Annotated in this window: 30 protein-coding genes; 15 read left to right on the forward strand and 15 right to left on the reverse strand. The window is 68.5% G+C overall.

The features are described from left to right. Positions 1–13: 13 nt before the first annotated feature. From ACFPZ3_RS02575 to ACFPZ3_RS02585, 3 genes are all read right to left on the reverse strand, one after another. Entirely contained in the window at positions 14–481 is a 468-nt protein-coding gene (locus ACFPZ3_RS02575; RefSeq protein ID WP_379512277.1) for an NUDIX hydrolase, read from the reverse strand. A 667-nt stretch (positions 482–1,148) separates the two neighbouring features. Further along, a complete protein-coding gene (locus ACFPZ3_RS02580) occupies positions 1,149–1,310 on the reverse strand; it encodes a hypothetical protein (protein ID WP_379512278.1) in 162 nt (53 codons plus the stop codon). 89 nt (positions 1,311–1,399) lie between these two features. Continuing rightward, the gene (locus ACFPZ3_RS02585; protein WP_379512279.1) at positions 1,400–2,026 is read right to left on the reverse strand and encodes a TetR/AcrR family transcriptional regulator; all 627 of its coding nucleotides are present in this window, start codon (positions 2,024–2,026) and stop codon (positions 1,400–1,402) included. Positions 2,027–2,128: 102 nt separating this feature from the next. Between ACFPZ3_RS02585 and ACFPZ3_RS02590 the strand changes: the two genes are divergently transcribed. Then, complete coding sequence (locus ACFPZ3_RS02590) at positions 2,129–2,716, forward strand: NADPH-dependent FMN reductase (RefSeq protein ID WP_379512280.1); 588 nt, start codon at positions 2,129–2,131, stop codon at positions 2,714–2,716. After that, positions 2,713–3,855, forward strand: coding sequence for an erythromycin esterase family protein (locus ACFPZ3_RS02595; protein WP_379512281.1), 1,143 nt, complete (start codon positions 2,713–2,715; stop codon positions 3,853–3,855). The genes ACFPZ3_RS02590 and ACFPZ3_RS02595 overlap by 4 nt, the downstream gene beginning before the upstream one ends. Positions 3,856–3,905: 50 nt before the next feature. Here the strand turns inward: ACFPZ3_RS02595 and ACFPZ3_RS02600 are convergent, their stop codons facing one another. Beyond that, complete coding sequence (locus ACFPZ3_RS02600; RefSeq protein WP_379512282.1) at positions 3,906–5,336, reverse strand: serine/threonine-protein kinase; 1,431 nt, start codon at positions 5,334–5,336, stop codon at positions 3,906–3,908. Between the two features lie 77 nt (positions 5,337–5,413). Then, positions 5,414–6,559 carry an acyl-CoA dehydrogenase family protein gene (locus ACFPZ3_RS02605; protein ID WP_379512283.1) on the reverse strand — a complete coding sequence of 382 codons (1,146 nt, stop codon included), beginning with the start codon at positions 6,557–6,559 and terminating at the stop codon, positions 5,414–5,416. A 225-nt stretch (positions 6,560–6,784) separates the two neighbouring features. Between ACFPZ3_RS02605 and ACFPZ3_RS02610 the strand changes: the two genes are divergently transcribed. Together ACFPZ3_RS02610 and ACFPZ3_RS02615 are read left to right on the forward strand one after the other, a co-directional pair. Continuing rightward, positions 6,785–8,077, forward strand: coding sequence for a hypothetical protein (locus ACFPZ3_RS02610; RefSeq protein WP_379512284.1), 1,293 nt, complete (start codon positions 6,785–6,787; stop codon positions 8,075–8,077). Then, positions 8,077–8,907: a class F sortase gene (locus ACFPZ3_RS02615; protein WP_379512285.1), complete on the forward strand. Its 831-nt coding sequence runs from the start codon at positions 8,077–8,079 to the stop codon at positions 8,905–8,907. Before ACFPZ3_RS02610 ends, ACFPZ3_RS02615 begins: the two co-directional genes overlap by 1 nt. Positions 8,908–8,970: 63 nt before the next feature. On the opposite strand, the gene ACFPZ3_RS02620 is transcribed toward ACFPZ3_RS02615, so the two are convergent. Next, entirely contained in the window at positions 8,971–9,480 is a 510-nt protein-coding gene (locus ACFPZ3_RS02620) for a hypothetical protein (RefSeq protein ID WP_379512286.1), read from the reverse strand. Between the two features lie 57 nt (positions 9,481–9,537). Further along, entirely contained in the window at positions 9,538–9,765 is a 228-nt protein-coding gene (locus ACFPZ3_RS02625) for a hypothetical protein (RefSeq protein WP_379512287.1), read from the reverse strand. A 136-nt stretch (positions 9,766–9,901) separates the two neighbouring features. Between ACFPZ3_RS02625 and ACFPZ3_RS02630 the strand changes: the two genes are divergently transcribed. From ACFPZ3_RS02630 to ACFPZ3_RS02645, 4 genes are all read left to right on the forward strand, one after another. Then, positions 9,902–10,669, forward strand: coding sequence for a class F sortase (locus ACFPZ3_RS02630; protein ID WP_379512288.1), 768 nt, complete (start codon positions 9,902–9,904; stop codon positions 10,667–10,669). Positions 10,670–10,683: 14 nt separating this feature from the next. Next, positions 10,684–11,358 (forward strand): hypothetical protein, encoded by a 675-nt coding sequence (locus ACFPZ3_RS02635; protein ID WP_379512289.1) that lies wholly within the window; start codon positions 10,684–10,686, stop codon positions 11,356–11,358. Positions 11,359–11,415: 57 nt separating this feature from the next. Next, a complete protein-coding gene (locus ACFPZ3_RS02640) occupies positions 11,416–12,561 on the forward strand; it encodes an acetyl-CoA C-acetyltransferase (RefSeq protein WP_379512290.1) in 1,146 nt (381 codons plus the stop codon). Positions 12,562–12,954: 393 nt separating this feature from the next. After that, positions 12,955–13,233, forward strand: coding sequence for a hypothetical protein (locus ACFPZ3_RS02645; protein WP_379512291.1), 279 nt, complete (start codon positions 12,955–12,957; stop codon positions 13,231–13,233). Positions 13,234–13,433: 200 nt separating this feature from the next. On the opposite strand, the gene ACFPZ3_RS02650 is transcribed toward ACFPZ3_RS02645, so the two are convergent. The 7 genes from ACFPZ3_RS02650 to ACFPZ3_RS02680 all read right to left on the reverse strand — a co-directional run bounded on the left by ACFPZ3_RS02650 (position 13,434) and on the right by ACFPZ3_RS02680 (position 17,354). Further along, a complete protein-coding gene (locus ACFPZ3_RS02650; protein WP_379512292.1) occupies positions 13,434–13,994 on the reverse strand; it encodes a TetR/AcrR family transcriptional regulator in 561 nt (186 codons plus the stop codon). A gap of 81 nt (positions 13,995–14,075) precedes the next feature. After that, on the reverse strand, positions 14,076–14,747 hold the full coding sequence (locus tag ACFPZ3_RS02655; protein WP_379512293.1) for a hypothetical protein: 672 nt from the start codon (positions 14,745–14,747) through the stop codon (positions 14,076–14,078). Positions 14,748–14,753: 6 nt separating this feature from the next. Further along, entirely contained in the window at positions 14,754–15,695 is a 942-nt protein-coding gene (locus tag ACFPZ3_RS02660) for a hypothetical protein (protein WP_379512294.1), read from the reverse strand. Beyond that, positions 15,686–15,979: a hypothetical protein gene (locus ACFPZ3_RS02665; protein ID WP_379512295.1), complete on the reverse strand. Its 294-nt coding sequence runs from the start codon at positions 15,977–15,979 to the stop codon at positions 15,686–15,688. The genes ACFPZ3_RS02660 and ACFPZ3_RS02665 overlap by 10 nt, the downstream gene beginning before the upstream one ends. Before the next feature lie 70 nt (positions 15,980–16,049). Further along, entirely contained in the window at positions 16,050–16,436 is a 387-nt protein-coding gene (locus ACFPZ3_RS02670; RefSeq protein WP_379512296.1) for a YbaB/EbfC family nucleoid-associated protein, read from the reverse strand. Continuing rightward, the gene (locus tag ACFPZ3_RS02675) at positions 16,436–16,837 is read right to left on the reverse strand and encodes a YbaB/EbfC family nucleoid-associated protein (RefSeq protein ID WP_379512297.1); all 402 of its coding nucleotides are present in this window, start codon (positions 16,835–16,837) and stop codon (positions 16,436–16,438) included. The genes ACFPZ3_RS02670 and ACFPZ3_RS02675 overlap by 1 nt, the downstream gene beginning before the upstream one ends. A 55-nt stretch (positions 16,838–16,892) precedes the next feature. Beyond that, complete coding sequence (locus ACFPZ3_RS02680) at positions 16,893–17,354, reverse strand: Lrp/AsnC family transcriptional regulator (protein ID WP_379512298.1); 462 nt, start codon at positions 17,352–17,354, stop codon at positions 16,893–16,895. Positions 17,355–17,448: 94 nt separating this feature from the next. Here ACFPZ3_RS02680 and ACFPZ3_RS02685 point away from each other — a divergent pair, with 94 nt between their 5' ends. The 5 genes from ACFPZ3_RS02685 to ACFPZ3_RS02705 all read left to right on the forward strand — a co-directional run bounded on the left by ACFPZ3_RS02685 (position 17,449) and on the right by ACFPZ3_RS02705 (position 23,919). Beyond that, complete coding sequence (locus ACFPZ3_RS02685; protein WP_379512299.1) at positions 17,449–18,663, forward strand: APC family permease; 1,215 nt, start codon at positions 17,449–17,451, stop codon at positions 18,661–18,663. Positions 18,664–18,732: 69 nt separating this feature from the next. Next, positions 18,733–20,604, forward strand: coding sequence for an acyl-CoA dehydrogenase family protein (locus ACFPZ3_RS02690; protein ID WP_379512300.1), 1,872 nt, complete (start codon positions 18,733–18,735; stop codon positions 20,602–20,604). A 210-nt stretch (positions 20,605–20,814) separates the two neighbouring features. Next, a complete protein-coding gene (locus ACFPZ3_RS02695) occupies positions 20,815–22,083 on the forward strand; it encodes an extracellular solute-binding protein (RefSeq protein ID WP_379512312.1) in 1,269 nt (422 codons plus the stop codon). A 61-nt stretch (positions 22,084–22,144) separates the two neighbouring features. Then, complete coding sequence (locus ACFPZ3_RS02700; protein ID WP_379512301.1) at positions 22,145–23,029, forward strand: carbohydrate ABC transporter permease; 885 nt, start codon at positions 22,145–22,147, stop codon at positions 23,027–23,029. Then, positions 23,029–23,919 (forward strand): carbohydrate ABC transporter permease, encoded by an 891-nt coding sequence (locus ACFPZ3_RS02705; RefSeq protein WP_379512302.1) that lies wholly within the window; start codon positions 23,029–23,031, stop codon positions 23,917–23,919. Before ACFPZ3_RS02700 ends, ACFPZ3_RS02705 begins: the two co-directional genes overlap by 1 nt. A 50-nt stretch (positions 23,920–23,969) precedes the next feature. Here the strand turns inward: ACFPZ3_RS02705 and ACFPZ3_RS02710 are convergent, their stop codons facing one another. Continuing rightward, positions 23,970–24,710 (reverse strand): class I SAM-dependent methyltransferase, encoded by a 741-nt coding sequence (locus tag ACFPZ3_RS02710; protein WP_379512303.1) that lies wholly within the window; start codon positions 24,708–24,710, stop codon positions 23,970–23,972. A gap of 125 nt (positions 24,711–24,835) precedes the next feature. On the opposite strand from ACFPZ3_RS02710, the gene ACFPZ3_RS02715 reads away from it, so the two are divergent. Together ACFPZ3_RS02715 and ACFPZ3_RS02720 are read left to right on the forward strand one after the other, a co-directional pair. Beyond that, on the forward strand, positions 24,836–25,375 hold the full coding sequence (locus ACFPZ3_RS02715; protein WP_379512304.1) for an RNA polymerase sigma factor: 540 nt from the start codon (positions 24,836–24,838) through the stop codon (positions 25,373–25,375). Continuing rightward, positions 25,362–25,576 (forward strand): hypothetical protein (locus ACFPZ3_RS02720; RefSeq protein ID WP_379512305.1); only part of this gene is annotated, 215 nt, incomplete at its 3' end. The genes ACFPZ3_RS02715 and ACFPZ3_RS02720, both read left to right, overlap by 14 nt.

Below are 25,576 nucleotides of genomic sequence, written 5' to 3' on the forward strand. Positions count from 1 at the left end.
ATCGCACTGTGGGTCAATCGACGTGCGGATGCCTTCCCTCCAAGTAGTCGTTGAGCTGCCGCCACTGCGTGGGGTGGATGTCCAGCGTGCGAAGTTCGCCCGGCTCGACCCAGCGCACGTCGCTCGCCTCGTCGTTGGCTTCCGGCTGGCCGCTGACGGGGCGGGCGATCAGCATGACCTCATACTCCTGCCGGACCTCGCCGTCGGTGTAGGCGACGATGTGTCCAGGGTCGGAGTAGATCCCGAGAATGCCCACCGGCTCGACACGGATGCCGGTCTCCTCCTCGGTCTCCCGCACGGCACATTGTGAGGGCGTCTCGCCGATCTCCATCTTGCCCATGGGCAACGCCCACTGGCCGGTGTCACGCCGGCACTGCATGAGGATGCGCCCCGTCTCGTCCACGGTGACCGTCCCGCAGGCCGGTACCAGGCTGTTCGCCTTCGGGGCGTTCGGATCGTTCCAGTACTCAACTCGTCCCATGAGTGGCCTTTCAGATCTCCGCGCCGGACCACGGAACGGCTCCGGTCCAGACGCGCTCGAACGATGACATGTAATGCTCGGCCATCGTCCCGCCGTCGAGGCGGCGGAAGTGGAAAGTCGGGTTCTCCGTACGCGTGCGGATTGACCAGGATGTCGTCGTCGTAGCGGAACAGTGAGGCGTACAGCGTGGTGGAGTGCAGCCGCATTTCACAGCCGTCCAGGTCGGGCAGCGTCCTGTAGTACGTCAAGGATGATCGGATTTTGGCGCCCAGCGTTCCACCGAGCCCCTCTTCACGATCGCGCGTCTCGACGGACTGAGCGCTGGGATCACCGAAGCACAGCCTGATCGCGACACCGCGCCCCGCTGTCTCGGCCAGCAACCGTGCGATCTTGGGCTGCGTCTGGGCGAAGAACGTACGCCGAGATGCGCGCGTCCCACCCGCACTCGGCCCTGATCGCCGGAGCGCAGCCGTGCCGGTGACCTTGGGCGATGTGCTCAGAGCCTTCCCCGGGTGGCGGATCTCCGAACTGGCCGGGGGCTGGGCGGCGATTCGTACGAACCTGGTGCCGAAAAGCAGCGGTCTGTCCAATGTGCGCTGTGGAGAGACCTTGGAGGAGCTGGTCAAGCATATGGAGGCTGAGGTCGATGCGACATCCAGGCGCGAGGCTAGATCTTGGTCTGGCCCCAGAGGAGCAGCATGACGATGGCGAAGACGATCACTACGCCGACGTAGCCGATGGGTCCCAGGCGGATCGCCCGGCGCACGCGGTTGAGGCCCCAGGCGAACAGCAACGCCAGGAAGATCAGGAGGATCAGGCCGGGGTCCATGTTGTCCAGTATGCGGCGCGAACGGAGTCGGCGGGTGGCTTCTGGGCAGCCGTCTCAGCCTGTCATCTACGTTTACGATCTTCGCCTGGTCAATGCTTGTAGCCGTAGAGGAAGGTGTGCACTCCTGCGGCGACCATCGCCCTGACCGCGTCCTCGTCATGCAGGGCGGCTCGATCGGTCAGGTTGTCGGCGGAGATGAGCAGCATCAGGTGCCCGGCCGCGCGTGCGGGGTCGTCGATGGCGAGGTCGCCGTGCTCGGCGATGCGGCGTAGCCGTTCGGCGAGTTCGCGCCGGGTCCGGTCGGGGCCGGTTTCCTGCCACAGTGTCAGCGCGGCCGGCGGGATGTGCTCCATCTCGGCGTTGATCTGGCGGATCAGCGCGAAGTGCGGCGCCAGGTCGGAGGTCAGCACTCCGATCCAGACCAGCCCGAAGTCGACCAGATCCGCTTCGAGGTCGACGATCTTGCCCAGGTGGCGGTCGATGATGTCGACCATCGTGTCGGCGACGCGTTGTGTGCTCTCCTGGATCACCGTCTGGAACAGCTCGGTCTTGTCGGTGAAGTGGTTGTAGATGGTGCGATTGGAGACGCCCGCCTCGGCGGCGATCGCGTCCAGGCCGGCGCGGGTGTAGCCGTCGCGGGCGAACAGCGTCAGCGCCCCAGCCACGATCGCCCGGCGCTTGTCGGGCTGGCCGACCGGCTTCTTTGTGTCCGTCACGCCTGCTGAGGTTACTCGATTACACCCCTGGTTGCACTTGTTGCACCGATCTATGTAGTGTTTGCACCGATCGGTGCAACGCCATCGAGTTGAGGAGATGTCATGACCAAGATCGGGATCATCGTCGGCAGCACACGCCCCGGCCGCCGTGGCCGAGCCGTCGCCGAATGGGTCGCCTCGGTGGCTGCTCAGGAGCGCCCGACGGACGACTTCGACATCATCGACCTGGCCGACTTCGCGCTACCCCTGCTGGATGAGACACACCCGGCGGCCTCCGGCCTGTACGGCAACGCGCACACCACCCGCTGGGCCGAGGCGATCGCCCGCTATGACGGGTTCGTCTTCGTCACGCCGGAGTACAACCACTCCATCCCCGGCGCGCTGAAGAACGCCCTGGACTTCATCTACGCCGAATGGAACAACAAGGCGGCCGGCATCGTCGGCTATGGCCTGCACGGCGCCACCCGTGCCGCCGAACACCTCCGGCTGATCCTGGCCGAGCTGAAGGTCCCCGCTGTACGCACCCAGGTGGCGCTGTCCCTGCATCACGACTTCACCTTCACCGCGCCCACCGAGCCGGGCGACGTCACGCCCGGCCCGCACCAGCATCAGACCCTCACCGCCCTGCTCGACGACGTCATCATCTGGTCGCGGGCTCTGCAGCCGGTTCGCGAAGGAGTTCTGGCATGACCGCCACCAGCAGCCCCCTGCCGGCCACCACGTTCGACGACCTGGCAGACGCGATCGCCACCGGCGCCACGGTCGCCGGGCTCGGCGAGTCCACCAGGTTCGCCCACGAGACCTTCGACGTGCGCGACCAGCTCTTTCGCCGGTTGGTTCGCGACCACGGCTTCCGTGCGCTGGCCCTGCAGGACAACGCCTCCGTCGGCGAGACGCTAGACGCGTACGTCACCGGCGGCGCGGAGACGGCCACATCCGCGCTGCAGAACGCCTGGCGTCCCTGGCGCACCGCCGAGATGGCCGCGGCGCTGGAGTGGATCCGCACCTTCAACCAGGACCACCCAGACGACCCCGTCCACATCTTCGGGGTCAAGCCCGCCCAGGCGCGGCCCGCCGACTATGACGCCGTGCTCGACCACGCCCGCCGGGCGGCCCCGCACCGGCTGGCCGAGCTGGCCGCGCACCTGGAGCCGATCCGTACCGCACACGAGACCGACGAGCACGTGCAGCGCGCGCGGGGCCTGCATCCGGGCCGGCCCTTCGCCGAACACGCGCGCGACGCACTCGCCATCGTCGAGCAACTGCCCGACGACGCCGTTCTGGCCCGGATGCGCCTGATCGTGAACTTCCACGAACACAGCGTCGCCGGACGGGACAACTACGCGGGCGACGCCCAGGTGTGGGCTCAGACGATCACGGACCACCAGCACCGCACCGGCCACCTCGTGGCCTACTGGGACGGCATCGCGCACACGGGCGCGGCGCCGGCCACCCTGGGCCTGGCCCCTCAACGCGGCCCCCAGCCCACGGTCGGCAGCGTGCTGCGCCACCAGCACGGCGCTGGGTACGTCTCTGTGGCGATCGGGTTCCACCACGGCGACCTCGGCGTCGCCGCCGTCCCGGCGCCGGCCCCGGACTGGCTCGACGCCCGGCTCGGCGCGGTGGACCGGCCCGCTCACTGGCTGGACCTACGCGTCGGCGACCTGCGCCGGCAATGGGACGGGCCCGCCAAGGCGCGTGTCATCAGCGGCGTCTACGACCCCTCCCGAGACTCCGCCGAGCACCTCGCCGTCGCCTCCCTGCCCGAGGCGTTCGACGTGCTCGTCCACCTGCGCCGCGTGTCCCCAGTGCGATGGTTGCCCGCGTAGGCCCGTTTCCGCACATCACCGCGCCACAGGCGCCCACGTGGTCGTGTCCGTCAGCAGACCTTGATCTGTATGGTCGTGGAGCGACGCGTGCCCGGCCTGAGAAGCCAGAAGGTGGCCTTGTGGGTGCCGGATTCGGAGAAACCTTCCCGGGTGACGGTTTCGAATGGCCCCTTGGGGCTGAAGCTGGTGGTCACGCCGCTCTCTTGGCCGTCGAGCACCCAGCGGTGGCCTATCGGTTCGGCGTCGTCGACGATCGTCCCTCGGAACCGGACGCGGACGCCGCTCTCGTAGCAGGATCCGTTCTTGCTGCCCTGCGCGGTCAGGCTACGGAACACCAGTGCCTCCGGCTCCGAATCGGTCGGGGGCGGCGTGGACTCGGTGGGGGAACTCGTGGGAGGCCCCTTGGGAGACCTTGTGGGGGAGCTCGTGGGAGACCTCTTGGGGGAGCTCGTGGAAGGCCTCGTGGAGGAACTCTCCTGGGACTCGGAGGCTTTGGCGAGCGGTGAGTTCGTGGCCCCGTCCGCGAGAGGATTCGTGGCTTCTCCAGCCGGAGGGCGGAGCAGCAGGGTCACGCTGAGGGTGACGGAGGTGACGACGACGGCGGTGCCGGCGACGAGTAAGCCGGTGCGCAGGCGCGTGGAACTGACGGTGGGTCTGGTGTCAGTGGCCAGGTCGGAGGGGGCGATCGGCCGTACGCGCTGCTGCCCCAGCAGTTGGAGCAGCACGTCCTGCATGGTAGGGCGGCGGGACGGTTCCTTCGCCAGGCAGCTGGTGACGATGGAGCGCAGCGGTTCGGCCATGTCACCGAGGTCGGGGGCCGAGTGCAGGATGCGGGCGATGACGGCGGGCAGATGGTCGACGCCGAAGGGCGGGCGGCCGGTGGCGGCGTAGACCATCACCGAACCCCAGGCGAACACGTCGGCGGCGGGCCCGATGTAGTGGCCACCGAGTTGTTCCGGCGCCATGTAGGAGGGGGTGCCGACGATGCTGCTGGTGACGGTGAGTGAGGCCTCGGTGTCGCGGGCGATGCCGAAGTCGATGACGCGGGGCCCGTCCTTGGCGAGCAGCACGTTCGCCGGTTTGAAGTCGCGGTGCACGATTCCGGCCCGGTGGACGGCGGCGAGCGCCGTCGCGGTGGACACCGCCACCCGGTGGAGCGCGGGGCCGTGGTGCACGCCGGCCTGCTGCAGCGAGAGCCCTTCGACGTACTCGGTGACGATGTACGGTCGCCGGCCCTGGAAGGAGGCGTCGAGCACCTGGGCGACGCAGAACGGCTCGACCCGCTGGGCGGCGGCCAGCTCCTTGGCGAACCGCTCGAGTACCTGGTCGGAGACCGCGCCGTGCAGCACCTTGACCGCCACGTACCGCCCGTCCCTGGCCTGACCCAGGTAGACGACGCCCTGCCCGCCTACTCCCAGGCGGCCCATCAGCCGGTATGGGCCGATCGCCGGCGGATCATCCGGATGAAGGTGCTCGGGCATGATTCAGGACCTTATTACAGGCTTTGTCAGGCCGAAGGTCGTTCAAGATGTTGAGGAGGCTGCTCGGCAGATGGCGCTCAGAAGCCGAAGGACCTGCCGATGATCTCCTTCATGATCTCGGTGGTGCCGCCGTAGATCGTCTGGACCCGGCTGTCCAGCCACGCCCTGGCCACCGGGTACTCCATCATGTAGCCGTACCCGCCGTGGAGCTGGAGGCAGCGGTCGATGACCTTGGTCTGGAGTTCGGTGGTCCACCACTTGGCCTTGGCGGCGTCCACCACGGTGAGCTGCTTGGCGTTGAGGGCGAGGATGCACTTGTCGATGTAGTGGCGGGCGATCTCGGTCTCGGTGGCCAGCTCCGCCAGCACGAACCGGGTGTTCTGGAACGAACCGATGTTGCGTCCGAAGGCCTGGCGGGTCTTGCAGTAGTCGATGGTCTGCTCCAGTACGGCCTCCGCCGCGGCCACCGCCGCCACGGCGATCGACAGGCGTTCCTGGGGCAGGTTGTTCATGAGCTGCACGAAGCCCGCGCCGTCGGCAGGGCCGAGGCGATTGGCGACGGGGACGCGTACGTTCTCGAAGAAGAGCTCGGCCGTGTCCTGGGCCTTCATGCCGACCTTCTCCAGATTCCGCCCGCGGCCGAACCCGTCCATGCCCCGCTCCACCACGATCAGCGTGATGCCCCTGGAGCCCGCCTCGGGGTCGGTCTTGGCCACGACGACGACCAGGTCGGCGTTGATGCCGTTCGTGATGAAGGTCTTCTGTCCGTTGAGGACGTAGTGGTCGCCCTCGCGTAGGGCGGTGGTCCTGATTCCCTGCAGGTCGCTGCCGGCCCCTGGCTCGCTCATGGCGATGGCCGTGATCAGCTCACCGCTCACGAAGCCGGGCAGCCAGCGCCGCTTCTGCTCGTCGTTGCTCAGATCCACCATGTACGGGGCCATGACGTCGTTGTGCAGCGTGAACCCCAGCCCGCTGGCACCGTGCCGCATGATCTCCTCGACGATCACCGCGTTGTACCGGAAGTCCGTGACGCCCGCCCCGCCATGTTCCTCGGGCACCGAGAACCCGAACATGCCCAGCTCCCCGGCCTTCTTCCAGACCTCGCGCGGCACGATGCCGTCCTTCTCCCACTGAGGGTGATGCGGCACGACCTCGCGGGCCATGAACTCACGCACGGTCTCGCGGAACAGCAGGTGCTCTTCGTCGAAGAGGTCTCGCCGCATCAGTCGCCTCCGTCGGCAGAATGACGTTCTGTTAGCGCCAGGTATACCCGCTTTTGCTGGGCGGGAGGTGGCCGTGGACACGGGTTCATCACAAGTGCCGGATGAAGCGGGATTCAGCATGTGTTGAGGGTGTTTCGATCCTAAGATCTACCTTCGGTCTATTTGTGGGTGATCGGAGTCTCCGTGAGTCGGTGGCGCAAGGCGTTGATCGCCGGATCATTAGGCATGGCGGCATCCGCCGCGTTCGTCGCGACGTCGTCGGTCCCAGGTCAGGCCGAATCTTCGCTGGTAGCCAACTACCACTGCACGGGCGGCATCGCGGGCACCGGGGTGGACCTGGAAGCGCGCATGACGCCGCAGGTCGAGGCGGGCCAGATGGACGTCCGCTGGGACATCTCGTACGAGAGTGTGCAGAAGTTCGGCTCGCCGGGGTTCTTCCCCGAAGGCTCCTCCCTGCATCTTGAGGGGCTCGTGGACATCAGCGGCGCCTGGAACGGCCAGCTCAGGCCACGAGGCGACAAGAGCCAGGCCGAGTTGGTGCCCGGAGACTACCTCGAACTTCCCGAGGGGCTGTCGGACGGCGCGCGGCTCACACGTACCGGCACCATCCGCTTCAAGCCCGCTGCGTTGACCATCAAGTTCACGCCTGCCGAGGGCGAGGTGATGGTCAACAACAGCGAGACGTCGAAGATCAACTACGGCGGCAACTGGAATACCATCTACACCGCCCCGACGTATGACGACTACCTCAGCGACGTGGGGAAGGCCACCGACGTCAACGCCAGCGCCACGCTGGAGTTCATCGGCACGAAGGTCGCCTACATCAGCAGGCGGGAGCAGGACCTCACTCCGATCAAGGTGCTCCTCGACGGGGAAGAGGTCACCTCGGGCCTGGTCTACCCCGGCCAGGACGGCAGCGGGGGCGACATGACGGGCACCGAGACCCAGCAGGAGCTCTGGGAGTCGCCGCAGCTCACCTACGGCCCGCACACGGTTCAGATCATGAACACGGCGAACGGGACCGCCTACCTGGACGCCTTCCGGGTGCTCACCGGCGACGTGCCCGAGCCGCCGGAGCACGAAAAGGCGATCTGCGCGCTGCAGGGCAACCCCGGCGCCATCGACGTGACCGTCCCCGGGACCACCCAGTCGCCGACGGTTGACCCCACGGACGACGACCCCACGGACGACCCGAACGACCCCGACCCGGACGACGACTCGTCGCCCACGGCCACGACCACGACGACCGACAGTCTGGGCAACATAGTCGTGGTCGTTCCCCAGGGGTCCAGTTCGAGCTCGTCCACCCCGAAGAGCACCGGCCCGACCGCGACCAAGTACTACCGGGCCCAGGTGGCCAAGACGCCCAGTGGCGGGGTGGAGACCGGTGTGGCGCCCGATGACGACAGGCACCCGTACGGGCTCATGGTCGGTGGGATGGCAGTGGTGATGGGAAGCGCCGGCAGCGGCCTGGTGCTGCGCCGGCGCAGGGCCGCGCACGCGGGAGGTGTGCACTGATGGCCGAGGAGACCGCGCCGGCGGAGACGACGCCCCCGGTGAAGACGGCCCCCGTGAAGACGCCGATGCAGAGGGCGCTGCCCGGGCTGCTGATCGCCGGGTCGCTCGGCGGCGTCGGCCTGGTCATGGTCAGCCTGCTCTCCCTGGCGCCGCCCCCGGTGGACGACGGCTCGCTGCCGCGCGAAGTGGCGGCGAAGGCTCAGGACGCTCCGACGGTGGATGTGCAGAACGCGGGCGCGTTCGTCCTGGCGGCGACGGTCGGGCCCGGTGGCAAGAACGTGCCCCTGACCCCGGCCCGCCTGGAGGCTCCGCCTCCGCTGGCGGCCGCTCCGGTCGTACCGGCCATCCCCAGAGCCAAGACCAAGGCCACCAAGGCCAGGCCGATCCGCATCAAGATCCCCAAGATCAAGGTGAACTCCGCGATCGGCTCGGTCACGATGGACGCCAAGAACGCGCTCGGCACGCCCCCACTGACCAAGCCGAACCAGACGGGCTGGTTCAGGGGCTCACCGGTGCCGGGTGAGGCGGGCCCGTCGATCATCAACGGCCACGTGAGCACCCGCACCGGCCCCGCCGTCTTCGACCGTCTCCGGGAACTGGCCAAGGGCGACCAGATCTACGTTTATCGGTCGGACAAGAAGGTCACCCGGTTCACGGTGAGTGGGATCGAGCAGGCCAGCAAGACCTCGTTCCCGACCAAGCGGGTGTACGAGAACACGAGCAACGCTCAGCTCAGGCTCATCACCTGCGGTGGGGTCTACAACAAGACGACGCATCACTACACAGACAACATCGTCGTGTACGCAACGTTGTCGAAGAAAAAGGGCTGATGTGGGAAAGTTGTGGCGTGTTTGGCGGTTTACGGGAAGTTGACAGGGACAGTTCGTAAGATCTCAACCTAACCGTGACCCACGGCTGGAAGTCTGGCACGACTGTTGATACTGCGCTGAATTGGAGCTGGAAGTGCTGACGTCAAAGGCGCGGCGCCGCGTCGCCCTCAAGACATCTGCTATGGCCGTCCTAGGCGCAGGTATCTTCGGTTCGATCCCCGTGGTGGCGGCTATGGCCGCAGCGCCGGTTGAGGCCGTGTACACCTGTACGGGAGGATCGACGACGCAGACTGTCCCGTTCCGCATGGAGCTGAGGACTCCTGCCGCCGCTATAACGCCAAACGCCCTCGTGACTGTCACGTGGGACGTGCTCCCAGCGACGACGTCGGCCAACGGGACCCCGACCCCGTTGCTGGCGATTTCGAGCATTACAGCGAACAGCACGGTCGCGGCATCGGCGACAATCACTCCAAGCGGGACGCCGGCCTCGACCCCGGTGACCGCGTCTGGTGCCGCAGCCGCACCGTCTGTCTCAGTCAGCGGCACCATGCCGGTGCCAACGGCGATGACCATGGTTGTCAAGCCGACGGCGACGGGAACGGTCGGGCTGAAGGGCGGCGACTTCGCCCTCTACGTGAACAGCTCGCCGTGGTACACGTGTGATCTGACTTCGGGCGGGGCCTCTACGATCCTGACTGTCACGACCCCCGGGACGACCTCGACGAGCCCGACCTCCACGAGCACGGACACGACCACCCCCACCCCCACGACCACCAGCCCTCGCCCCACCACGACCCACACCAAGACGGAGACGGTCACCCCTACCGGCAGCACCACCAGGAAGTCCCAGACCCCCAAGGCGGGTGCGGATACCGGTGCAGGTGGGACGATGGGGCCTGATGGGCGGTTGTTCATTCTGACGGGCACCGTGTTGGTCGGAGCAGCTGCCGTCGGTGGGCTGATCATGCGACGTCGTTCGATCAAGGGCTGACCGGTGTCGGGCTACTATCCCTACGGCGGCGGCGAGGCACCCGCGCCGCCCCCGCCGCCAGAGGACAAAGGCGGCACCGCGCTCAAGACCGTGCTCATCGGGGCGGCCATAGCCGGTGTCGTGACGGTCGTGGCGGGCATGCTGATCGTGTTCAATTCCCCGGCGGAGTACGGCCTGGCCGGCAACGACAGGGACACCCTGGCTCTGGAGACGCAGCCGAAGACGGGGCAGCCCGAGCAGGCGCTGTTCCAGGCCCCGGCCAACGTGCCGCCGCCGCTGCCGCAGATCACCCCGGCGCCCCCGATGTTGCCCTCCACGCCGGTCAAAATCGTGATCAAGAGGCTGGGGATCAACGCGCCGATCAAGTCGGTCGGGCTGGCCAAGGACGGCAGCATCGAGGTGCCGCCCTCGAACAACGCGAACCTCGCCGGCTGGTACCGGAACATGTCCACCCCGGGCGAGGTCGGCCCGGCCGTGATCCTCGGGCACAAGGACACCGCGACGCGCGCCGCCGTGTTCGCCCGGTTGCCGGAGATCAAGAACGGCGACACCATCGAGGTCAAGCGCCAGGACAAGACGACCGCGGTGTTCACCGTCGGCGGCGTGGAGCAGGCGAGCAAGAAGACCTTCCCCACCCAGCGCGTCTACGGGGCCCAGGACAACGCCCAGCTGCACCTCATCACCTGCGGTGGTACCTACAATCGGTCCACCGGGCACTACACCGACAACGTCATCGTCTACGCGACGATGACGAGCTCTTATCGAAGCTGAGCACGGAGGCGGGCATGGGCTGGATGGCGAAGCGCAGACTGCGTACAGGCCCCACGGCGGCCCTGCCCGCCAAACCGGACCCCGACGAGTTGCTGCGCATCATCCAGCTCGCCGATCCCGGCGCGAAGCGGGACGGCGACGACATCGTGGCGGCCGACGTGCGCGTGTACGCGCCGGTCGAGGTCGAGGGCGAGCTGACGGGCGGCGAGCTGGAGAAGGCGTGGGCCGTGCGGGTGGCCGCCGAGGGCCCGCTGCCGGTTGACTTCTTCGACCGCTACCTCGCCGAGGGGCTGGCCTTCCGGCTCGGGGGGCTCGCGGTGTGCCGGGGCGAGGTGAGCGACCCCGCCGACGACAGCGAGAGCGGTCCCGCGGTGATCGTGCCGGTGCGACCGACGGTGGAGGAGCTGGCACCCCTACTGGAGCAGGAAGAGGAGGGGCCCGCGTTCACGGCCGGCGACATCAGGGCCATGCTGGTGCCGGAGAAGGGGCAGCCCCCGTCCGTACAGGAGCTGCTGCCCTTCGCCACCGAGCTGACCGCGATCGAGCTGCGCGGTGAGGAGCCCGTCAAGCTCGGCGCGTTCGCGCTGGAGCTGTCGGACGCGTTGAACGGGCTGGCCGTGGACCGGTGGCGGTTCCGGATCGAGGCGGCGGAGGAGCTCGTAGCCCCCGCGCAACCTGCGCCCGAATGACGTTCTGTTGTACTCTGCACCTAGTAACCGAATAATGCTCGGTTTCCAGGAGGCACTGTGGCAGAGGCGTACATCGTCGGGGCGGTTCGCACCCCGGTCGGCAAGAAGAAGGGCGGCCTTTCCACCGTCCACCCCACTGACCTGGCCGCTCACACGCTGAAGGCACTGATCGAGCGCACCGGCGTCGACCCCGCGGCGGTCGAGGACGTCATCATGGGATGCGTCATGCAGTTCGGCCCCCAGAGCATGGACATCGCGAGAAATGCCTGGTTGTCGGCCGGACTGCCCGAGACCACCGCCGGTGTCACGATCGACCGGCAGTGCGGCTCCTCCCAGCAGTCGATCCACTTCGCCGCCCAGGGCGTCCTGTCCGGCACCCAGGACCTGGTGGTGGCAGCCGGCGTCGAGTCGATGAGCGTCGTGCCCATGGGCTCGTCGATCACGGCCGCGCTGGAGAAGGGCATGCCGTTCCCGTTCGGCGAGAAATGGGTCGAGCGGTACGGCAAGCAGGAGATCTCCCAGTTCCGCGGCGCGGAGCTGATGTGCGAGAAGTGGGGCTACACGCGGGAGGCGCTGGAGCAGTACGCGTTCGAGTCGCACCAGCGGGCCGCCAAGGCCATCGCCAACGGCCACTTCAAGGACCAGATCGCGCCCATCAACGGCGTCGAGGACGACGAGGGCCCCAGGGCCGACACGACGCTGGAGAAGATGGCCGGGCTGAAGACGCTGAAGGAGGGCGGGCAGATCACCGCCGCCACCTCCTCGCAGATCTCCGACGGCTCCGGCGCCGTGCTCATCGCCTCCGAGCAGGCCGTACGCGAGCACGGGCTCACCCCGCGCGCCCGCGTCCACCAGCTCGCGCTCATGGGCGACGACCCCGTCTACATGCTGACCGCGCCGATCCCCGCCACGCAGCGGGCGCTGAAGAAGGCCGGCATGTCGATGGACGAGATCGACGTGGTCGAGATCAACGAAGCGTTCGCGCCGGTGCCGCTGGCCTGGATGAAGGAGCTCGGCGCCGACCCCGCCAGGGTCAACCCCAACGGCGGCGCCATCGCGCTCGGCCACCCGCTCGGCGGCACGGGCGCGATCCTGATGACCAAGCTCCTGCACGAGCTGGAGCGCACCGGCGGCCGCTACGGGCTGCAGACGATGTGCGAGGGCGGTGGCCAGGCCAACGTCACCATCATCGAACGGTTGTGAAAGGTCGGAGCGCCGCCTCCAGGCGTATGGGGAGGCGGCGCTCCGGTTTAACTACCCATCCAGGTAGTTGTCCTAGCGGCCCTTCGGCGGGATGCGCCGCGGGGGCGCGATCGGCCGTTGCGGCATCTTGGGCATCGGCCGGACGACGGGCAGATGGGGATGGCTCTTCTTGTTGCTCGCGCGAACGCGCATAAGGAAGCTCCTTTACGTAACTCTCACGACGCGGCTCAGGAAGGCCGGTCGGCAATGCTCGGTTGCCGCGTCTCATGGCTGGACGGGTGGACGGAGCGGAATCACAGGTAAAGGCGCATGTCCAAGAGGCTATGGAAACGGCCGGAGCCTGTGCAACCGAATTAACCGCGGCGGGCCGGTCCGATCGGTACGGTGACGTACATGGCCTACGCAGCCGCTCCATCACGTGCACAGGCGGTTCCTGAGGATGGGGGTTGGTCGATCTTCATCCCTGGACTGCCCATCGCGGCAGACGGCCGGACCTTCGATGAGGCGGTCACGGAGATGGTGGGCGCGCTGCGTGAGTACGCCGAGGACTGGCAGGATCACCTGCTCGACGCGCCGAACCATCGCGAGAACAGTGGACTGGTGCGGTTGATCAGCCTGAGCGACGACGATCGGTTGCGTGAATGGCTGGAGCCGCTACAAGCGGCTCGCTGAGATCACCAGGTCCAGGGCCTGTCTGGACTCGTCGAGGTCGCGCATCGCGCGCTCGATCCGGTCTCGTTCCGCGCGGAGCCGGCCCACCACGTCCGGGCAGGTCGGGGCGAGGCGTTCGCCGTCGGTTTCCAGGCAGGGCAGGACGGTCGCGATGCGATCAGCTACGCGGCCATCCCACGCCGTGAGCCCGCGATGGCGGGCTAGACCAGTTGGTGCTCGAACCCCGTCACCATGGCGAGCAGGCCCGAGTCGAACCACTGGTCGTAGAAGGCGAGGGCCGCCTCGTCATGCGCCTCGCCCACCTGGGCCAGGGCGTGGCCGAGGACGTACACGCCGACCGACTGGACGGCGGTGAGCGCGTCCCGGGAGGCGATGCCGGCCGCCTCGAAGCGCGACAGCAGGCCCGTGAGCAGCTCCACGTCCACAGGGCCGGCGGCGATCAGCGGCACGGCCCGCGGGTGAGCGAGCAACATCCGCCGGTAGGCCACCCCGAACCCGGCCAGCGCCTCCGGCCAGGCCGTCTCCGGCGCGTAGTCGGCCACCGCCTCGGCGAACAGCCCGCTGACCACCTTGGCCAGCAGCGTGTCCCGGTCTGGGAAGTGGCGGTGGAGCGACATCGCCGCGACGCCGAGCCGCGTGCCGACGCGGCGCATCGTCAGCGCCTCCAGCCCTTCGGCGTCCAGGACCTCGACGGCGGCGGCGACGATGCGTTCGGTGGTGAGCACGGCAGGCCGCCCTCTCGCGACTCCGGCCGGAGTCATGCGTTCAGGGTAGCGGCGAGCTCAGAGCCGGTACGGGTCCAGCGGCAGCGTCCTACGGCCGCCGGGCGGACGGGGGCGGCGCTACCCCTCGAACCTCCTGAGCTGCCACTGCGCGAACGAACTGATCTCCTCGTCGCGCACCCTGGCGGCGTGGCGCAGCAGCGCCGGGTCGTCCTCGGCCATGCGCGCCGCGATCGCCGCGGCGAACAGCCGGGCCACCGGGTCGTCGCCCTCCAGCCCGGCGACGACCTCGCCCGGGTCGGGGTCCTCGGTGTCCGAGGCGACCAGCCCGGCCGTGAGCCGCCTGACCTCGGGGTCGGTCAGCCGCGACAGACCGGCCATGAGCTGCTCGGTCGAGGCCATCGCCAGAAAGTGCAGGACCTTCCACCGGATGGCGGTATCGGAATCCCGGCTCAGGGTGAGGGCCTGGGCGATGATGTCGGCGTGCGGCTCGTCCGCGGCGAGCAGCACGAACTCGACGGCGAAGAACCGCACCTGGTGCCTCGGGTGGGCCAGCAGGCCGGGGACCTCGTCCAGCAGCGGCGCGGCCTGCTCGCCCAGCTCCGACAGCAGCCAGGCCCCGGTCTGCACCGCGTCGTCGTCGCCGCTGTGCAGCAGGGTGCGGAGGTTCTCGACGGGGTAGCCGCCGAACAGCTCGTTGAGCAGGTCGTTGGCCGCCTGGCCGAGGGCCTCGTCGTCGGCGGGGCGGGCGAGGATGCGCGCCATCAGGCCGTCGCCTGTCTGTGTCTGCATCTCGCGTTATTTCCCCTCGTTGGCCTTGCGCTCAAGCTCTTCCAGGAGCTCCTGCTCCTGCTTCAGCCGCGCCGCGTGTCCGGAGTCCTTACCGAGACGGGCCTCGTTCATCTTCCGCGTGAGGATGCTGTCCTTGACCTCCGCCGCCGCCTTTCTCGCCTCCTCCGCTGACATCTTGTTCACATCGCCGCTGTTGGGCAGCCTGCCGTGCATCCGCTGCGCGGCGGCGTCATAGCTCGCCGAGGAGCCCGGATTGTAGCCGCGGCCGCCGCCTTTTTTCTTCTTGCCCATCAGCAGGATGCCGGGATTGCTCTCGAAGCCCTTGCCGCCGATCGGGACGCGCCCGCCGGGGAGCCGCCCGCCCGCGCCCGCCAGCGCCGGGCTGCCGGGCCCGCCCGGCCGCCGGAGCTTCTCCATGATCTCACGCAACGGGTAGGTGACCCGCTTGGCCAGCGTGGGAGCCATCTGCCGCCCGGTGCCCTCGGCCGCCTGGCGGAAGACCTTCGCGCCCGCCCGTCTGATGGCCAGCAGTGTGGCGCTCGTGGTGAGCCCGGCGGCCGGCCCGCCGGCCAGCGCGGCGTAGAGCAGGCGAACGGTGCCGACGGCCGCGACCGTGCCGACCGCGATCTTGGTGCCCGTCACCACATAGCCCAGGCCGTCGAGGGCCACGGGCGCGACCTTCACCGCGGCCGTGGCCTTTGCCAGGTGGCCGGAGGAGTTGTCGTTGGCGTCCCAGGAGCCCTGGAGCGCGGTGGCGGACTCGCCCCGGTAGATGGCCGTGGAGCCGCGTACGGTGGCGTCGGACTCGGCGCCCGCCAGCGACGTGCCGGCCTGAACGACCCGGGCGGCGTGCGCGTCGGCGTGGATCTCGTCCTCGTTGACGTTGGGGAACCAGAGACCGGCCAGCTCCAGCGTCGTGTCCAGCTCGCGGGGGAGCATTATTGCCATGCGCTGGGCTCCTGCATGGCGCTGGCGTCCTCACCCGCGTCGATGTTCCTCGGGACGGCGAGCATGCCGTCGCCCACCCCGTTGACCGTGCCGCCGATGCCGGGCACGGCCTCGATCACGGTCTGCCGGCAGTCGACCCAGGCCGCCTCGATCTCGGCGAAGAGCCCGTCGTCGCCCCATCGGCCGCCACGCTCACGCAGTCTCTCTACCGCCGCTGTGTAGTCGTCCCCGTTCGTGTGCAGGCGGGAGGCCTGCATGCGGAGGGCGTCTTTGCCGACTTCCACCCCAGAATGCATAAAGAGACCCTAGCGCCTCATACGTGACGTGCGGCGGGCATATGAGTCACCCGCACTGTCAGTCGAGGAGGCGGCCGAGGTGCCGTTGCAACTCGGCGGGGTCCAAGGTCAGGCCGGGGACGGCCTGCTGGAGTTGCTCGCGCAGCAGGGCGTCCACCTGGCTCTGGGCGTCGCTCTGGGCATCGCCCACGGCCGCGAGGATCGCCTCGCGGAGCGCGTCGGCACCCTTGCGCACCGCCTGCTGCCCGACGGTGACCTCCAGGATCCGGCCTTCGGCGTTCACGGTGGCGCTCACGTGGCCGCCGTTCGTCCCGCCCGTTCCGGTGATCTCCGCCAGGAGCCCGTCCACGTCGGCGAGAGCCTCCTCGGCCTGACGGGCCTGCTCGGTCGCGCGGTCGACGTCCTGGGGGCGGATGTTCCTGGGGTCGATCTCGTAGCCGAACATCACAGGCCTCCCGAATGCATGTCCCGCATCGCGGCCTCGACGCGGTGCTGGACGAACGTCTCGTCGAGCGGCTCCGGCAGGGCGCCGACGTAGGGAGCGACGCCGTCCACGATCTCCTTGGCCCGCCGCGCGGAATCGTCCTGCGCGGCCTGGATGGCCTTGGTCACCTCGCGGCCGATGACCGCGGGGGCGAGGCGGAGCACGCGGGGGTTGAGGTCGATGCGGCGCAGAGCGCCGCCCGCGTCGGTCGTCACCTGGATCAACCCGTCGGCGGCCTCGCCGGTGCCTTCGATCTGACCGATCAGGTGCTTGGCCGTACGGAGGTGGCGCATCGCGTCCCTCGTCTGCTGCAGGACCTGGTCGAAGTAGAGACTGTCTTGGTCAGGCGCCGGCCATGACACCAGTGGCCTCCCTTGTCACCTTAAATCGGGAAAGCTCCTGGATATCACAATGTTTTCAGGGTGTGGGCAGTTGCGCCGGGACGGCCTTCTGTACCTGCTGGAACACCACCGACGTGCGGAACCCGACGATCTCCTTGCGCTTGCTCAGCCGGTCGAGCAGGAACGCGTGCAGGTGGTCGAGGTCGGGCACGCCCACGTGCAGGAGGAAGTCGTCCCCTCCGGCCAGCACGAACACGCTCATCACCTCCGGCATCGCGGCGGCCGACTCCTTGAAGGTGTTGATCACGGCCCGGCTGAGCGGCCGCACCTGGATCGACACCATGGCCTGCACGCCGCGGTTGAGCGCGACGGGGTCGATGTCGGCGTGGTAGCCGCGGATCACGCCCCGGCGGGTGAGCGCCCTGACCCGTTCCAGGCAGGTCGAGGGGGCGATGCCGAGCTGTCTGGCCAGCTCCCGGTTGGACTGCCGCGCATCCGTTTGCAGCAACCCTATGATCGCCGAATCAAGTTCATCCATACCCCCAGCTTCACATGTCATTTCGACCGAACGTTCGCCAGGACGGGGGTCACTCCGAATGGATGGATTAGTTTCGGCCGCTATGAGTGGACAAATGGGAGCCGCGCATGGCACGGCGTTGCTCGTGGGTGCGGTCTTGGGGCCGGGCATGCTGGTGCTGCCGCACCTGGCCGCCGACGCCGCCGGGCCCGCCTCCGTGCTCGCCTGGGCGGGCATGCTCGCGCTGAGCGTCCCCGTCGCGCTGACCTTCGCCGCGCTCGGCGCGCGCTACCCCGGCGGCGGGGGAGTGGCCGCCGTCGTCGGCCTCGCGTTCGGGCGGCACGCCTCCGCCGTGGCCGGGTGGTGGTTCTACGGCGCCGTCCCCATCGGCACCGTCGCGGGCGCGCTCGTCGGCGGCCAGTACGTCGAAGCCTGCCTCGGCGTGAACGCCACCCTCGCCGCCTGCCTGATCCTGGCCGCCGCGTTCGCGGCCAACGCCGCCGGGCTCCGGACGTCGGGACGACTGCAGATCGGCCTCGTCGCCCTCCTCGTCACACTGCTCGCCACCGCGGTGATCACCGCCGCCCCGCACGCCGACGCCGCCAACTTCACCCCTTTCGCCCCGTACGGCGCCGCGGGCGTGGCGGGCGCGGCCGGGGTGCTCATGTTCGCCTTCGTCGGCTGGGAGGCCGCCAGCCATCTGTCGGCCGAGTTCGCCGACCACAGGAAGGGCCTGCTCAGAGCCACCGTGGTGACCCTCGTCGTGATCGGCCTGCTGTACGCGGGCGTCTCCGTCACCTCGGTCGCCGTGCTCGGCCCTGACATGACCGGCGTGCCGCTCACCGCGATGCTGGAGACGGGCCTCGGCCCGGCGGCCCGGCCGGTGACCGGGGTGGTGGCGGTGCTGCTGACGTTCGGGGCGGTCAACACCTACATCGCGGGGGCGGCCAGGCTCGGCGCGGCCCTGGCGGTGGACGGGGCGCTGCCCGGCTGGTTCGCCAGGGGCGGAGGGCAGGGGGAGACGCCGTACCGGAGCCTTGGGCTGGTGCTCGTGCTCAGTGTGCCCGTACTGGTCTGGGCGGTGGATCTGGACGTGCTCATGCGCGCGACCTCCGCCTGCCTGGCGGCGGTCACGTCGGCGGGTGTGGCGGCGGCGGTGCGGATGTTGCCCGCGGGCAGGCTCCGGAGCACGGCCGTGGTGGGGACGGTGATGTCGCTGCTGGGGCTGGCGTTCTGCGGTGCCTACCTCGTGGTACCCGCCGTGCTGGCGGTGGCGGCGCTCGGTGCGCTGAGGGTCAATGCTCGCCGTTCATACAAAATCGGGCTATAAACGGCGACAGGGCGCCGTCATGGCGGGCAGTACTCATGGGCACATGACGGCGCAACGTCGGGAGGTGCCATGACCGAGCACACCAAGTACGCGGAGTCACGGGAGGTCGGCGAGCAGGCGCGCGAGAAGGAGTGGGCGCGTCCGAGCTTCGCCAAGCAGCTCTTCCTCGGCGACTTCCGCCTCGACCTGGTGTATCCGGCGCCGAGGCTGCCCGACGAGGCGACCAAGAAGGGCGAGGACTTCGTCCGGGCGGTACGCCGCTACCTCGACGCCCACGTGGATCCCGCCCTCATCGAGCGGACCGCCCGGGTGCCCGACGAGGTGGTCAAGGGGCTGGCGGGGCTCGGCGCGTTCGGGATCACGATCAAGGAGGAGTACGGGGGCCTCGGGCTGCCGTACCTGTACTACTGCCGTGCTCTCACGCTCGTCGGCTCCTACTGCCCGGCGCTGGCCACGCTGCTGTCGGCGCACCAGTCGATCGGCGTGCCCCAGCCGCTCAAGCTGTTCGGCACCGAGGAACAGAAACGAGAATTCCTGCCGAGGTGCGCGGCGGGCGAAATTTCCGCGTTCCTGCTGACCGAGCCCGACGTCGGCTCCGACCCCGCCCGGCTGGCCACCACCGCCGTCCGCGACGGCGACGACTACGTGCTCGACGGCGTCAAGCTCTGGACCACGAACGGCGTCATCGCCGACCTGCTGGTCGTCATGGCCAGGACCGGCAAGAAGATCAGCGCGTTCGTGGTCGAGGCCGACTCGCAGGGCATCACGGTCAAGCGCCGCAACGAGTTCATGGGCCTGCGCGGCATCGAGAACGGTGTCACCGAGTTCTCCCAGGTCAGGGTGCCCGCCAAGAACCTCATCGGCAAGGAGGGCGACGGGCTGAAGATCGCGCTCACCACGCTCAACACCGGCCGCCTGTCATTGCCCGCCACCTGCGCGGGCAACGCCAAGTGGGCCGTCAAGATCGCCCGCGAGTGGGGCAACGAACGGGTGCAGTGGGGGCGCAAGGTCGGTCAGCACGAGGCCGTGGCCACGAAGATCGCCTTCATCGCCGCCACCGCCTACGCCGTCGAAGCCGTCTGCGAGCTCACCGGCCGCCTGGCCGACGACCGCCGCAACGACATCAGGATCGAGGCGGCGCTGGCCAAGCTGTTCGCCTCCGAGCTGTCGTACCAGGTGCTGGACGAGCTGGTCCAGATGCGCGGCGGGCGCGGCTACGAGACGGCCGCCTCGCTGGTGGCCAGGGGCGAGCGCGGGGTGCCGGCCGAGCAGATGTTGCGCGACTCCCGCATCAACCGCATCTTCGAGGGCTCCTCCGAGATCATGCGCCTGGCGATCACCAGGGAGGCGGTGGACGCGCATCTGTCGGCCGCCGGCGAGCTGATCAACCCCGACGCCGGTCGCCAGGAACGCGCTCAGGCCCTGCGCCGGGCCAGCCGCTTCTACGCCAAGTGGCTGCCGACGCTGGTCGCCGGCACGGGCAACCTGCCCACCGCGTACGCCGACTTCGGCCCGCTGGCCGCCCATCTGCGCTTCGTGGAGCGGACCAGCAGGAAGCTGGCCAGGTCCACCTTCTACGGCATGTCCCGCTGGCAGGGCAGGCTGGAGCACAAGCAGTCCTTCCTCGGCAGGATCGTGGACATCGGCGCCGAACTGTTCGCCATGACGGCCGTCTGCCTCAAGGCGCAGGAGGACTCCCGGGACCTGGGGCGCAGGCCGTACGAGCTGGCGGACACCTTCTGCCACCAGGCACGACGCCGCGTGGACACGCTGTTCGACCGGCTCTGGGACAACAGCGACAACCAGGATGTACGGCTGGCGAACTACGTCCTGGAGGGCCGCTACACCTTCGTCGAAGAGGGCATTCTCGACCCGTCGGTCGAGGGGCCGTGGATCGGCACGCCGGAGGGCGGGGAGAACGTGCGGAGAAAAATCCTCTGACGCCCGGTCTAGACCGGATGTGAGGATTTATCAGCCCGAGTGTTGCCAAAACGAGACGAGCCGGTATAGACCGGCTACTTAAATCGGGCTTACGCTGGCGCAAACGCGGGTGAGCTACGGCGTTCCCGCGCCTCATCCCCCTGGGCGGGGTCCGTTGGCTGGTACGGACCAGCGCACCCGTCCGACGAGAAGGCGGTATCTCCAGTGAACATGAAGCTTGTGGGCGGCGCCGCTCTCGGCCTTGCCACGATGCTGGTCCTGTCCAGCTGCGGCTCGGGCGGCTCCACCGGCGGTGGGGGCGACACCCAGGCGTCCGGCGGCGGTCAGGTCACGCTGAAGATGGTCGCCGCCGACTACGGCGACGGCCCCGGCAAGCCGAACTCGGGTGAGACGTTCTGGAAGGGCGTCGTGGACGAGTTCCAGGCGGCCAACCCGAACATCAAGGTCGACGTCCAGGTCATCAACTGGAACGACATCGACAAGCAGGTCGCCACCATGGTCCAGAACGGCCAGGTGCCCGACATCCTGCAGACCGGCGACTACTCGGGGTTCGTCAAGGACCAGCTCCTCTACAAGGTAGACGAGGTCCTGTCCCCGACCGTCTCCGGCGACATGCTGCAGAAGTTCGCCGACTTCGGGAAGGTGGACGGCGCCGCGTACGGCATCCCGTTCGTCTCCTCCGCCCGCGCCCTGTTCTACAACAAGGACCTGTTCGAGAAGGCCGGCATCGCCGAGCCGCCGAAGACGTGGGACGAGATCAAGGCCGCAGCCGAGAAGCTCAAGAAGGCCGGCGTGACCCAGCCGTTCGGCCTGCCGCTCGGCCAGGAGGAGGCCCAGGCCGAGTCGTACCTGTGGATGCTCGGCAACGGCGGCGGCTACAAGGACGCCTCCGGTAAGTGGGCGATCAACTCGCCGCAGAACGTCGAGACGTTCACGTACATGAAGGGCCTGGTAGACGCCGGCCTGACCACCCCGAACCCCGGCACCAAGGACCGCAAGACGGTCTGGGAGGACTTCGGCGCCGGCAAGGTCGGCATGGTCAACGGCGGCCCGATGTCGATTCCGATCTTCGACGCGGCCGGCCTGAAGAACTACGGCGTCGTGCCCATCCCCGGCAAGGCCGGCCCGCTCGACACCACGCTCGGCGTCATGGACTGGATCATGGCGTTCAACAAGAACGGCCACGCCGCCGAGATCAAGAAGTTCTTCGACTTCTTCTACACCGGCTCCGCCGCCCAGAAGATCTCCGACACCTACAAGCTGCTGCCCGTCACCAACGGCGGCATCCAGAAGTTGTCAAGCGACGAGAAGCTCAAGCCGTTCCTCGACGCCCTGCCCAACGCCAGCTTCTACCCCTTCCAGGACCCCAAGTGGGCCGACCTGAACCCGGCGATCAAGCAGACCATCGGCGGGGCCGTCAAGGACGACCCGGCCAAGATCCTCGGTGACCTGCAGAAGACCGCCGAAGCGGCCGGCTGATCCAGCGGGACGCGGGTACGGCCGGCACCCGCCGGCCGTACCTTTCCTGGAAAGGTGTCTGATGAGAAGGTTGCGCGCCCTCGAACCCCTCGCCTGGGTCGGGCCCGCCATCGTGCTGATCGCTCTGGTCGTGCTCTGGCCCGTGATCGAGATGATCAGGTCCTCGTTCCTCGAGATCAGCCGGCTGGGCGTGGAGCGCGGGTACAACGGATTCGCGAACTACGACAAGCTCTTCGCCGAGAAGGACTTCGCCGACATCATGGTCCGCAGCGTGATCTGGGTGGTCGCGGTCGTCGTGCTCACCGTGCTGATCTCGCTGGCCCTCGCCCAGCTCTTCAACCAGCGTTTCCCGCTGCGCAAGCTGGCCAGGTGGGCGCTCATCGCGCCGTGGGCCGCGTCGGTGCTGATGACGGCGATCATCTTCAAGTGGATGCTCGACCCCGAGGTCGGCGTGATCAACCAGATCCGGCTGAAACTCGGGCTGATCGACGCGATGGGCGGGGCCTCGGCCGACCAGCTCGGTGACGCCGCCAGCGCCATGCCGTGGCTGATCTTCGTCGCGGTGTTCGTGTCGGTGCCGTTCACCACGTACGCGCTGCTGGCCGGACTCGCCACGATCCCCGCCGACGTGTACGAGGCCGCCACGATGGACGGAGCCGGACGCCTACGGACGTACTGGTCGATCACGCTGCCCCTGCTGCGCCCCGCGCTCACCGTGGCGGCCCTGATCAACGTCATGAACGTCTTCAACAGCTTCCCCATCATCTGGGCCATGACCCACGGCCAGCCCGGCTACTCCACGTCCACCTCCACGATCCTCATGTACATCCTCAAGGGCTCCGACATCGGTGAATCGGCCGCCATGTCCGTCGTCAACTTCGCCATGGTGATCGTGCTGACCGTGATCTTCCTCAGGGTGTCGCGGTGGAACAAGGAGGTGGCGTGATGGCCGTCAAGACCATGCCGCCGCAGGCCCAGCCGCACCACCACGCCCGCCCGCGACGGGGCGGCTCCTCACGTGTGATGCCCAGGCTGAAGACCACCCTCGTCGCCGCCGCCGCGTACGTCATCGCGCTGCTCTTCCTGTTCCCGTACGTGGTCATGTTGCTGACCTCGCTGCGCTCCCAGGAGTCGCTGCGCGACGTGACGTTCTGGCCGCAGGAGTGGGTGTGGTCGAACCTCGCCGACTTCTGGGGCAGCGGCCTGGCCGGCAACCTGTGGGTGACGATCAAGGTGGCCGGGGGCTCGACCATCCTCGTGCTGCTGGTCGCGCTGCCCGCCGCGTACTACTCGGCCCGGCACAACTTCAGGGGCCGCACCGCGTTCCTGATCCTCGTGCTGATCACCCAGATGTTCCAGCCCACGGCCATGGTGGTCGGCATCTACCGCGAGTTCTTCCAGTTCGGGCTGGTGGACTCGATCTGGGCGCTGATCCTGGTCAACGGCGGGTTCAACCTGGCGTTCGCGGTGTGGATCCTGAACGCCTACTTCTCCTCGATCCCGCGCGAACTCGAGGAGGCCGCCTTCATCGACGGGAACGGGCGCTTCGGCGCGTTGTTCCGGATCACGCTGCCGCTGGCCATGCCCGGCGTGATCACCGCCCTGATCTTCACGTTCATCGCCGCGTGGAACGAGTTCGTGGTCGCGCTCACCCTGACCACGACCACGGCCAACCAGCCGCTTCCCGTGGCGCTCAACTCGTTCATCGGGCAGTACCAGGTGGACTGGCAGAACCTGTTCGCCGGTTCGGTGATCGCCACCATCCCGGTGATCATCCTGTTCGCCCTGATCGAGCGGAAGGTGGTCGGCGGCTTGACCGCCGGCTCCATCAAGTAGCCCGCCCGGCCGCCCCCGCAACCCATGGGGCGCGGCCGGGTGTGTTACCGCTACTTCGGCGTGGGCACCCGGGCCACGCAGAACACCGTCTGACCGAACGGCGGCCGGACGAACCGCTCGATGAACCGCGTCAGCGGCACCACCGTGCGGTCGTAGATCTTGACCAGCCGCGGGTTCGGGTAGCCCACCCCGCCCCGGCGCACGGCCGCCCACCAGGCGATGCCGCCCAGGAAGTTGATCGGCTTGAGCACCTCGACGTCGAGCCCGGCCTTGGCGACCGCGGCGCCGAGCGTCTTCGGCGTGTAACGCTGGACGTGACCCACCTTGCGGTCGAAGTCCCCATAAAGCTGCATGTAGCCGGGCACCCAGATGATGATCCGCCCGCCCGGCAGCGTGACCCGCGCCAGCGAGCGCAGCGCCCCTGCGTCGTCCTCGATGTGCTCCAGGACGTTCATCATGACGACCGTGTCGACCTTGTCCTCAAGCGGGATGTCCGTCGGCAGCCCGAACTGCAGGACGCTGATGTCGTCGTTGTCGGCGAAGCGCTTCTCGAGCTGCTCCACGCAATAGGGGTCGAAGTCGCTCACGACGAGCCTGTCGAGACGCGGCATGAACTGCTCGGCGAAGTGACCCAGCCCCGAACCGATCTCCAGCATCGAACGGCCGACATGCGGGGCGACCATATCGAGCTCGTACTGCCGGTAGTTCTTGGCCTCGTCCCCACCCAGGTGGTTCTCCAGGGCCTCGTCACCGGCCGCCGGTTGCACTACACGGTCATACCCAGAAGACATAATCCCGTTCCTTCGAGGGGCTCATGGATTTGCCCGAGTCTAATGCCCCGGCCAGTGATGAGCATGACACGATCAGCGAAACACCCTTCCCGTGTGGCGCGCGATGCGGTGGAATCTGACTCGCCATGAACGACGACGAGGCGATCGCCCGTTCGCTCGACGGCGACCTAGCGGCCTACGAGGTGCTGGTCGCCCGCTACAGCACGCTCGCCCACCGCACCGCCGCCATGCTGGGAGCCGGTGACGAGGCCGAGGACGTGGTGCAGGAGGCTTTCGTCAAGGCGTTCCGCCATCTGGCCACCTTCCGGCGCGAGGCACCCTTCCGTCCGTGGCTGCTGCGCATCGTCGCCAACGAGACCCACAACCTGACCCGCTCCCGAGGCCGCCGCGGCGACCTGGTGCTGCGGCTCAGCGCCACCGCCGACCCGCTCGCCCCCGACGACCCCGAGGGCGCCGCCGTCGCCACCGACCGGCGCTCGCGCCTGCTCTCAGCGGTACGCGGGCTGCCGGAACGGGAACGCCAGGCCGTCGTGTGCCGGTACTTCTTACAACTGAGCGAAGCGGAGACTGCACAGGTGCTCGACTGGCCCGTCGGCACCGTCAAGTCCAGCACCCATCGGGGGCTGGCGCGGCTCAGGGAGGAGGTGGGCAATGAACTCGCGTGAGCCTTTCGACGACCTGGAGGCCGAACTCCTGGCACTCGGCGACCTCATCGACACCCCGGCCCCACCCCCCGCCGACGTCGCCGCCACCATCGGCGCCCGCCTCACCACCCCGACCCCCGACGTCACCCCGACCCCCGACGTCACCCCGACCCCCGACGTCACCCCGACCCCCGACGTCACCCCGACCCCCGACGTCACCCC

The organism is Nonomuraea insulae (assembly GCF_042656245.1).

Coding starts and splice junctions, on each gene's coding strand:
- ACFPZ3_RS02700 (WP_379512301.1), top strand. CDS start 22,145: ATGAGAAGGTTGCGCGCCCTCGAACCCCTCGCCTGGGTCGGGCCCGCC.
- ACFPZ3_RS02620 (WP_379512286.1), bottom strand. CDS start 9,480: ATGGTCATCGCCGTTGGCACCGGCATGGTGCCGCTGACTGAGACAGAC.
- ACFPZ3_RS02615 (WP_379512285.1), top strand. CDS start 8,077: ATGGCCGAGGAGACCGCGCCGGCGGAGACGACGCCCCCGGTGAAGACG.
- ACFPZ3_RS02580 (WP_379512278.1), bottom strand. CDS start 1,310: ATGGACCCCGGCCTGATCCTCCTGATCTTCCTGGCGTTGCTGTTCGCC.
- ACFPZ3_RS02610 (WP_379512284.1), top strand. CDS start 6,785: ATGGCGGCATCCGCCGCGTTCGTCGCGACGTCGTCGGTCCCAGGTCAG.
- ACFPZ3_RS02600 (WP_379512282.1), bottom strand. CDS start 5,336: ATGCCCGAGCACCTTCATCCGGATGATCCGCCGGCGATCGGCCCATAC.
- ACFPZ3_RS02705 (WP_379512302.1), top strand. CDS start 23,029: ATGGCCGTCAAGACCATGCCGCCGCAGGCCCAGCCGCACCACCACGCC.
- ACFPZ3_RS02605 (WP_379512283.1), bottom strand. CDS start 6,559: ATGCGGCGAGACCTCTTCGACGAAGAGCACCTGCTGTTCCGCGAGACC.
- ACFPZ3_RS02695 (WP_379512312.1), top strand. CDS start 20,815: ATGAAGCTTGTGGGCGGCGCCGCTCTCGGCCTTGCCACGATGCTGGTC.
- ACFPZ3_RS02650 (WP_379512292.1), bottom strand. CDS start 13,994: ATGACTCCGGCCGGAGTCGCGAGAGGGCGGCCTGCCGTGCTCACCACC.
- ACFPZ3_RS02655 (WP_379512293.1), bottom strand. CDS start 14,747: ATGCAGACACAGACAGGCGACGGCCTGATGGCGCGCATCCTCGCCCGC.
- ACFPZ3_RS02710 (WP_379512303.1), bottom strand. CDS start 24,710: ATGTCTTCTGGGTATGACCGTGTAGTGCAACCGGCGGCCGGTGACGAG.
- ACFPZ3_RS02670 (WP_379512296.1), bottom strand. CDS start 16,436: ATGTTCGGCTACGAGATCGACCCCAGGAACATCCGCCCCCAGGACGTC.
- ACFPZ3_RS02715 (WP_379512304.1), top strand. CDS start 24,836: ATGAACGACGACGAGGCGATCGCCCGTTCGCTCGACGGCGACCTAGCG.
- ACFPZ3_RS02635 (WP_379512289.1), top strand. CDS start 10,684: ATGGGCTGGATGGCGAAGCGCAGACTGCGTACAGGCCCCACGGCGGCC.
- ACFPZ3_RS02645 (WP_379512291.1), top strand. CDS start 12,955: ATGGCCTACGCAGCCGCTCCATCACGTGCACAGGCGGTTCCTGAGGAT.
- ACFPZ3_RS02690 (WP_379512300.1), top strand. CDS start 18,733: ATGACCGAGCACACCAAGTACGCGGAGTCACGGGAGGTCGGCGAGCAG.
- ACFPZ3_RS02575 (WP_379512277.1), bottom strand. CDS start 481: ATGGGACGAGTTGAGTACTGGAACGATCCGAACGCCCCGAAGGCGAAC.
- ACFPZ3_RS02685 (WP_379512299.1), top strand. CDS start 17,449: ATGGGAGCCGCGCATGGCACGGCGTTGCTCGTGGGTGCGGTCTTGGGG.
- ACFPZ3_RS02680 (WP_379512298.1), bottom strand. CDS start 17,354: ATGGATGAACTTGATTCGGCGATCATAGGGTTGCTGCAAACGGATGCG.
- ACFPZ3_RS02660 (WP_379512294.1), bottom strand. CDS start 15,695: ATGGCAATAATGCTCCCCCGCGAGCTGGACACGACGCTGGAGCTGGCC.
- ACFPZ3_RS02595 (WP_379512281.1), top strand. CDS start 2,713: ATGACCGCCACCAGCAGCCCCCTGCCGGCCACCACGTTCGACGACCTG.
- ACFPZ3_RS02590 (WP_379512280.1), top strand. CDS start 2,129: ATGACCAAGATCGGGATCATCGTCGGCAGCACACGCCCCGGCCGCCGT.